Annotated in this window: 8 protein-coding genes and 1 pseudogene; all 9 read right to left on the reverse strand. The window is 34.0% G+C overall.

What is annotated here, in order from left to right; translation table 11 throughout:
• A partial coding sequence (locus BLP55_RS15815; RefSeq protein WP_139149765.1) for a helix-turn-helix domain-containing protein occupies positions 1-280 on the reverse strand: 280 nt, incomplete at its 3' end.
• Positions 281-491: 211 nt separating this feature from the next.
• Positions 492-923 carry a hypothetical protein gene (locus tag BLP55_RS15820; protein WP_091147057.1) on the reverse strand — a complete coding sequence of 144 codons (432 nt, stop codon included), beginning with the start codon at positions 921-923 and terminating at the stop codon, positions 492-494.
• A gap of 281 nt (positions 924-1204) precedes the next feature.
• A complete protein-coding gene (locus BLP55_RS15825) occupies positions 1205-1798 on the reverse strand; it encodes a hypothetical protein (protein WP_091147061.1) in 594 nt (197 codons plus the stop codon).
• Positions 1791-6038, reverse strand: a complete 4248-nt coding sequence (locus BLP55_RS17315; RefSeq protein WP_139149767.1) for a DEAD/DEAH box helicase — start codon at positions 6036-6038, stop codon at positions 1791-1793. Before BLP55_RS17315 ends, BLP55_RS15825 begins: the two co-directional genes overlap by 8 nt.
• 308 nt (positions 6039-6346) lie before the next feature.
• Positions 6347-6736 carry a hypothetical protein gene (locus tag BLP55_RS15835; RefSeq protein WP_091147065.1) on the reverse strand — a complete coding sequence of 130 codons (390 nt, stop codon included), beginning with the start codon at positions 6734-6736 and terminating at the stop codon, positions 6347-6349.
• A gap of 162 nt (positions 6737-6898) precedes the next feature.
• Positions 6899-7495 (reverse strand): immunity protein Imm33 domain-containing protein, encoded by a 597-nt coding sequence (locus BLP55_RS15840; protein WP_091147069.1) that lies wholly within the window; start codon positions 7493-7495, stop codon positions 6899-6901.
• 167 nt (positions 7496-7662) lie between these two features.
• Positions 7663-8049, reverse strand: a pseudogene (locus BLP55_RS17320) (putative polyvalent protein kinase domain-containing protein); the annotation flags it as partial.
• 12 nt (positions 8050-8061) lie between these two features.
• Entirely contained in the window at positions 8062-8304 is a 243-nt protein-coding gene (locus tag BLP55_RS17325) for a hypothetical protein (protein ID WP_244503480.1), read from the reverse strand.
• A gap of 186 nt (positions 8305-8490) precedes the next feature.
• A partial coding sequence (locus BLP55_RS17105; protein ID WP_170826898.1) for a hypothetical protein occupies positions 8491-8703 on the reverse strand: 213 nt, incomplete at its 5' end.

Below are 8703 nucleotides of genomic sequence, written 5' to 3' on the forward strand. Positions count from 1 at the left end.
TTTGTTCGAGCCTTGAGTAGACGAAATCCTTTAGCTTTTTGTATGTATTTATCTTGTCGAGATTGCGCTTATTCTTGTACTCATCATCGGCGCAGAACTGGGCGAGTTTCGCATCATATTTGTCTTTGGGATTTACGACCCATTTTTTGACCTCCCGATGGATCGACGATCTGTTCCTTTCGAGCCTATCGGCGATGTATGAAATCGATCTTTTTTCGGCAAGTAAAGTTTGTATGATGACTCTTTCTTCGAGTTTGAGGCGTGTTCTTTTTTTGTCCATAAGGCAGCAAATCTAAGGATTAGACTTGTTGCATTAAGTTATTGAATTGTCCATTTTCCTTGTAGCTTGCGGCTAACGTTAGGCCGCTTCACGACGTTGCCGATCAAAGCGAACTGAGTTCTCTCTGCCGATGATAAACAATGTTCGTGAAACAACAACCTCCGGCTACCGAAAACCCGGCAATGGCTTGAAACGGCGGTTGTGCGCGACCCTATATATTTTGTCTTCGACGATTAACAATTTTTAAAAACCATAAAATTATAATCAAGGATGCAGTCGCTAAAAATGACGCAAAATAAATCCAAATGGTTATCTCTTTAAATTCCTTTTCGAGACCTTTCTCAAATGGGTTTTGTCCAGCAACAATTAAAACTATTAAATATATGGACTGATATAGTAAAATATATTTTGTAGAATTGAGATTTATTTTTTGTTTGAGTAGAATTAAAAAAATTATTAGCGATGTGATAAATGTAATTAAAGAAAATAGCATCACTACTAATGGAATCATTCCAACTGCGCCGCCAGGTAAACCAGTAGATTTTAAGTAAGCATTAAAAATTAATGAATTTAGAATAGCAATTAAAAGATACTGCGGAAAAATAAATATAGGTTTTTCGTTCATTCTGTCTATTGGTTTCATAATTCCATGTTCGGGTTGCGCACAACGTGCCGCCGGTAAGCGAATTCGCGTTTCAAGCGGACTGAGTTTTCTCTGCCAAGATAAAACTTTCTTCGTGAAAACAAAACGTTCAACTTACCAAAAACCAGCGTAATTCGCTTACAGGCTGTTATGCGACCGCCCTTCTTTTCATTGAGTTTGGTTTACTTTCTTCGTGGTGCGTTGGATTGGTGGCTCTTTTGCAATTTTGGATTTGTGCGGTTGGCTTGTGCAAATTGCAAATGTGCCACCAAAAGCGTTGGCTATTTCACTACAAAATTTAGAACTATTCCAACTATTATAATTCCGATTGCTACAAAAAGTATAGTTTTCAAAGTTTTGATTTCTTTGTCTTGCTGGTCAAGTCTTTGGTTTAACGCTGTTTGATTTTCATTTTGTTTGCTTTCAATAGATTGTTTAGCTTCGTTTAAAGCCAAATTGACAGCTTGAATATTCTTATCAATTGTTGAAAGCCTTGTCGGGAAATCAACCGCTTCTAAAGTATTAACCAGATTGTCGGTTGCTTCAACAATCTTTTTGTATTGTTCTAAAAGTCGTTTTGTTTCAACAAGTTTTTCCTTGTTAGTTGTGTCTATTTTATTACCTGTGGTTTCAAATTTTAAAACTCCGTCATTGATTTGGATTTCTGTATTCTTTTTTAAATCGTCAACGTAGTTTTTGTATAGACTGAAAATTTTGTCCGTATAAACAGCATAATTTTGCTGAACTTTTTCGAGTTCTGCTATTATGCTAATTGAGTTTTCTTTTGCTCCGTCAATGTAATCCGTTACCGTTTTTAGTCGGGATAATTCTTTTTGTAGTAATCCTAACTGTTCGTTTATTTCTTGGTCAAGCATAATTTTCTGCAAATTTATTAGTAAAGTTTTTTGTCCAGTTTGTATTTATTTTTAGGAATAAATAACCTTTCAAATCTTGTATTTCTTCTGATATTTTTATATCAAAATCATCAAATCTTTTTACAAAATTATTAAAAACGACAGATGCCTCATCTGTGATTAGATTTTCGTCTTCAACCATTTTGAGAAATCCGAATGTGAAATTTTCTTTAGCTTCTTGGATGAAGACTTCCGTTTCATACTGAACTTCAAGAGCCAAAATAGAAAAGGCTTTCAAAATATGAAGTGCGTAATTTTCACTGTATTTGATACTTTGAGTTATCAATCTTGTTGTCGCACCTCTTAAATGCTTTAGGTTATTGATTTCTCCTCCTGCATCTGTCGTAATTCTGTCTATGTAATCATTTATAATTTCTAAACTTGAAATTTCTCCGTCTTTTGTATCTTCTGGAAGAAATTGAGGTCTTGCATATTTCGAGTTCATATAAAGGTCGATAAACTCTTTGAAACCTTTAGAACCTTGTTGGTCATCTAAACCAACAATACAAGCACTTTCCATTGCATCAATGGATTTTTTTCGCAAATCGGCTACGTGTTCATAAACGAACTTTATAAGGAAGCCTAAACACTGATAGATCTCTCTTGAAATTGGATTTTTAGCATTGGTAAAAAAGAATGGAACTCGCTCTATAAGTTCTTTTGTTTTTTTTTCGCTATTGTACATTCTTAAAAACTTTTCGAGTTGTTGCGTATAATGTCCAATAGGCTTTTTACTGATATATGCTGTTATTGTTTTTGCGTGATAATTTACAGTGTAATCATCAATAATTCCGATTACAGAAAGTCTGTAAATAGTTTTATAAGTATCTTCTTCATTTCTGATTTGTAAAAATCTCTTTTTCAATTCAGCGTGAAAGTCGTCAGGGATTGGACTTCCCAATTCTTTAGACAAGTTTTCAATAAATTTTTCTCCTGAACTACAAAAGTTTTGTGCTTTTTCTACACTTTTGGCTGTAAATGGTAATCCGCTTGATGACAAATATTCTGCAATACTTTCAATTTCGTTATTGACAAATGGAATGATAACCTGAAACTCATTTTTTGAATTTGGGTCAGAAAGTAATTTTTCTATTCCGATTTCTTTGTGAGAAGGAACATACGTGCTTAACCAATTAAATGCTGTTATATCGGTTGGCTTTTCTTGAAAAATAATTTGCCTTATGAAATTAGCTATTTCAGTAGCTTTAAACTTATTTTCTGAATTAGGGAAAAATGGCAAAGTTTCTCTATCAAGATAAATACTTCCATAATTTTGATTGATGTATAAAACTTGTCTATCATTCGCATTTGTTATTGCATTTAATGATATTTCTATCCCAAACTCTTCAAATACTCTATCTGCTATATCATTTGAAAGTCTGTGAGAAGGAAATTTTATTTCAGTTAGTAATTCTGCTAAAAGTCTTTTTTCTTTGCCTATTCCTTTGAAATTATTGGAATGAAAACTATGTAAGAGCTTTTTATCAATTGATAAATTGGTTTCCTCAAAATGAGTTTCAATATTTCCATCTTCATCAACCGTTTCTATTTTTTCAGAAGAGTTCAATCCTTGTCTGTTGAACAATAAAACGCCTAATGCTAACTTTCTATCACGTCCGCCTCTTCCTGCTTCTTGATAATAGCTTTCAATAGAACTCGGATAATTGAAGTGTACAACATAACGGATATTAGACTTGTCAATTCCCATTCCGAACGCTTTTGTTGCAACCAATAAGTCCAACTCATTATTTACAAATTTACTTTGCGTGATTTCGTTGTTTGCATCGTCTCCACCTACGAAAGTTCCGATTCTACTGAAATGTTCAGAAAGTTTGTCTGCATTGTCTTGTACTCCAAAATACGATTTTCGATGTGGACAGAAAACTAATCCTGCATTACTTTCTTTTCCTTTTTGCTCAAAAAAAGTATTAGTCTGAAAATTACTTAATCGAATGTCTTTTCCATTAAAGACTTTTTTGGCTTCTTCAATAATTGCTGTATCGTTACTGAATGTTTCGTAGTATTTTGGAATTGATTGTAATGTTGTTTTTAATGCTCTTTGTTTAGCCTGTCCTAAAATAGTTTGAGTTGCCCAATTCAAATCTTCTTTATCTTCAAAATCAGCAACAACTTCGACAATTTTAAACTGTATTTCTGGACGGTCTAATTTTTCAAGCCTTACAATTGCACTTTCATCAGGAATATCAAGTTCTCTTTGAATGTCTGATAGCACATCGTAAGAAGCTGTTGCTGTTAAGGCAAAAAACGGAATTGTTTTATCTGACTTCGTTTTACAATAATTTCTTGCATTATCTCCCAACCGTAAATAAGAAGTTCTAAAATCGTGCCCCCATTCTGAAACACAATGTGCTTCATCAATTATGCAATAACTGAAATAGTTTTTGTTTAGATTACTTGTTTCTAATAAATCATTTCTAAATCTATCATCTTGTAACCTTTCAGGCGAAACAAAAGCAAAAATGGTTTCTGCATTTTTAATTTTGTTCAAAGCTATTTCTCTTTGTTTGGCATTTAAAGATGAATTGATATAAATTGCTCCGTCAATGTAGTTTTTTAATAATCCCTCGTATTGGTCTTTCATCAAAGATTTAATCGGGTCAATAACGATAACCATTCCTGGTTGCAATAGCGAAGTGAGCTGATAAGTCAAGGATTTTCCCGAACCTGTTGGAAGCAATCCAATTACACTTTTACCTTGTATTGCTCGGTTGATAATTTCCACTTGTCCAGGTCGGAAACCTGTTTTTCTAAAAATATTTTGTACGATTATCTCCAGTTGTTCAACCTGTTCTTTGTTTTCTTCAAATTTATTTTCTTTTTTATTTCTCTTGCCGAGTTTTTTGTATGTGATTATTTCACTTGTTTTAAATACTCTTTTGGTTTTTGGCGAATGAGAGGAACGAACTAAAACTTTTGTTTCAGCATTGATACTTTCTTCAATTTTGGTAAGTCCATTTCGTTGAAGTACAGAAATATCTATAAACAAATCATATTTTTTACTTTTATCAATGACGGTCGAAGTATAAAAATTTGCTAAAGCAAATTTTCTATTACTTTCAACAAATACATTGATTTTGGGTAATTTATAAGAAATTCCTTGTAGTTGAAATAACGTTTTTAAGTGTTCCTCAAAATCCTGAATGGCAAGATTTCCACAAGGAATATCCCTTTCCAATATAGCAATGTTCCATTCATTTGAATGGATATCTAAAACTCCTTCAAAAATTAAATGAAGAATTGTTTTCTGAATTCTTGCAACAGCAAAAGGAATAAGGCATAACTCCAATGCGTTTAATCCGTTTTTATCGAAATAAAGAGGGCTTTCAAAGTTTTGCTTTAATATTGTAAACAATTGTTCTTTTTCAAGATTTTTTAATACACTGAGTTTGTTTTGGATATTATTCCACTCTGTTGTTTTTATACGGATTGCCTTTCCCCATTTCGCTTTTTCGGTGGCAGTATCCCTATTCCCGTCTATAAACCTCTGATTGGCTTCTTCGTGCTGGCTACCGTCAATTTCGACAATTAAACCTCTTTGGCTATTTGTTTCGTATGGAAATTCTAAAGAAAAATCTAAATGTTGTTCGTTGAAAATCTGTATACTTCCGTTTAGATACTTGTCGATTTCGTCTTCTGTATTCGTGGAAAACCTTAAAACATTTTCTAGTTCTCTTTGTGGTTCAAAAAGTTGTGTCCACATTTGAGAAACGTGTTTTGGTAATTGCTCGAATAAAAATCCTTCTTCAAAATCACTTCCTAAAATTTTCCAAGAAGGCATTTGATATTTGGATATTTTTTCTCCTTTTATTTCGGGGTCAATAATATGTAAAGCTTTAAATAATAGTTGGGTAAATATTTCATCAACTTTTAGTTCCTGCCTAATTGAACCAATTTCAAGAAGTTTTTTGTCTTGTTCAACAATGTTTTTGAAGTAGTCCAAAATTTGATTTTCCAACCACAATGTTGGTCGGGTTGGTAATCCTCTTGATATTATGTTGTTAGCAACAAAAAAAGTTTGTTCAAATTCAGAATTATCAAATTGTTGATTGGACTTATTGACTTCAATTTCAAAGTATGATAGTTGTTTCAGAAGCCCTTGGATTTCTGAAGTTTTATAAGTTGTTTCTAATGTTTCTTTTATGCAGTCGAGTACGAAACCGGCTTGTAATTGTTTCTTCATAGTGTTAGTTCAGAAGTGCGGTTGGCAAAAAACAAATGTGGTGCAATGCGTTGGCTTGGTGCGTTGGGTTGCACCTCTTTTGTTTTTTTGAAGCGTTGGCAGTTTTGTTCATCTTTCTTTCGTTTGCTGATTTTGGTACGACTGTTCAAATAGGGTGTCGCATAACGTTAGGCCGCTAGGCGCAGTTGCGGATCAAAGCGGGCTGAGTTCTCTCTGCCAAGATAAAACATTCTTCGTGAATTCAAGATTTCCGGCGACGAAAAACTCCGCAATTGCGCCTAACGGCGGTTGTGCGCTGGCTGTTGCGATTACTTCTTTGTATTTTTTAGAATAGCCAAAGTTTTTTCTAAATCTTCTGATAAAACTAACTCTTCAAAACAAGATTTACAAATCCAATCACTACCATCGAAATAACCTGAAGTCTCTGAATTTTCACCTCCATCATCATCATCAAGTGTTTTGAAACAAATTTCGCAATGATCATGCGTCCATCCATCTTTTACTATATCAAATTGATTTTTGTCGTAAGTTTGGCCAACATATATTCTTGAAGCAACTTCCTCATTTTTCTCTTTCAAGCCAGGACGAGGAAACCAATTTTTAAAAGCATAATTTTCTTTTTCGATTTGCTCAACAGCTTCACGAATTTGTTTGATTTCAGTATCTCCGATTTTCAATTTTGTAAATACGTTTTTCATATGTATGATTTCTTAAGCTAGCGCACAACGTTAGGCGCATTTGAGAAGTCGCGGAAATGGGAGCAGAGTTCTCTCCGCTAAGATAAAACTTTCTTGGTTTGAAAAAACTTCCAATCACCAACGAGCCAGCGATTTATTAAATGCGCGGTTGTGCGTGGTTGCCTATATTTTTGATATTTTTTTATCGAACCAAATATCTTCATAACCATTTTTGTCAATTAGAAATCGAAATCCGACATCTAACCCAAGATAATCAATTATTTCAGGACGAATTTGTAATAAATGTTCCGCGCAAATTGGTTCAAAGAAATCATCATTTTCAGAATATTCTCCTGACCAAATAAACCATCCAGTTGTTCCCTTTTCGGAATTGTGTCTTAAGCCATTTAACGGATCGAGATTTAGGTTTTTAGAAACTCCAATTTTGAGTTTTTTATTTATTGGTTTCCATAATGAATCAAATTTTTCACAAATCTTTTTTTGCGGCTCAATATGAGAATTCCAAAAATTATACTTCAGCAATTCATCTTCGTCACCATTTAGACGCTTTTTCCATAATTCCATGTTGACATTATTGATTGGAAAATTTATTTCTTCATTATCCCATTCAAATATTGTATCAGAAATAATTTCATCATCCCAATCATCGTCATCAGAGAAAATTGCATTTGAAGCGAAATTCTCGATTCCTTCTTTGCTAATTTCTCCATTCAGAAATTTGTCACATAATTCAATTAAATCCTTTCGTGTAATTTCCATGTTTTGTTGATGTTTCTGTCAATCACGCACAACGTTAGGCCGCTTCACGACGTTGCGGATCGAAGCGAACTGAGTTCTCTCTGCCGAAGATAATATTTCTTCGTGAAACCACAACTTCCGGCTACTGAAAACCCCGCAATGGCTTGAAACGGCGGTTGGCGGTCGTTTCAATCTTTTAGACCAAAATCCTCAGTCAAATAAAAAACCGTATCAATAAAATATAAGATACCATTACTCGTCAAGACGTTCTCGTCATGGAGATCTTCCAAAATAATTCCAAGTTCGCGATTTATATAGTCGTTGTTACGATTGTTCTCGAACCCGTTACTTATCATAAATTCTTTGACCTGGGAAAGATTTGTAGCTGAATCTATAGAGACGAAATTTTGCTTGACCACAGCATATATTATTTCATTTTCTTTAGTGAAGCCCAGAAGTTCGTAAGCTGTGTCAGGAAAGAAAAAATTGTGGATTAATAGATTGTTCAGATAATCTTTCCACGAATTATAATAGATTGCATCATTGAGTTTTAATACATGCTCACTATCTTTAAGGTAGACTTTTTGTTAAGCACCTTCACTCACATATTGCGAGAAATCCAAATCATTAATCCAAAGATTTGAATTAGTTATATATTTTTCTAACGCCGCTTTTTCTTGACGTCCGTGATGCTCATGTCCTTTAGAGCCTGAGCTTGCTTCCGCGCCATCGTCAAGGTAACTGGTGATTGCTTGGATAATTGCTCCAAACCTAACTTTGCTCGTTCCTGAAAGGATATTGTATAATTCATCTTTTAAACGATTTTGCATTTACAAATATAGGAAAAGATTTTCAAGGCTATTTCCTCGGCATCTAATGTGGAACTCCTGAAATGACCGCCAACGTTTGGCCGCTAGCCGCCGTTGCGGATCAGAGCGGACTGAGTTCTCTCTGCCGAAGATAATGTTTCTTCGTGAAATGGAAACTTCCGGCCACGAAAAACTCCGCAATGGAGGCTAGCGGCGGTTGGGCGGCGTTTCTATCTTTTTGTAAAAGTAAGTAACAGGGAATTCCTCATCATAATAGTAAACTAAAAGATATTTTTCATCTAAATATGTAATTTCTCCAGTAGTATCCAATTCTTTATCACTTCTTTTATATTCGGTAATTAAATTTTCTGGACCAATTTTATAAAAACCTGTGTAGCTGTAGCAACTTTGAAATCTAAA

The organism is Flavobacterium caeni (assembly GCF_900101895.1).
Taxonomy (GTDB): Bacteria; Bacteroidota; Bacteroidia; order Flavobacteriales; family Flavobacteriaceae; genus Flavobacterium; species Flavobacterium caeni.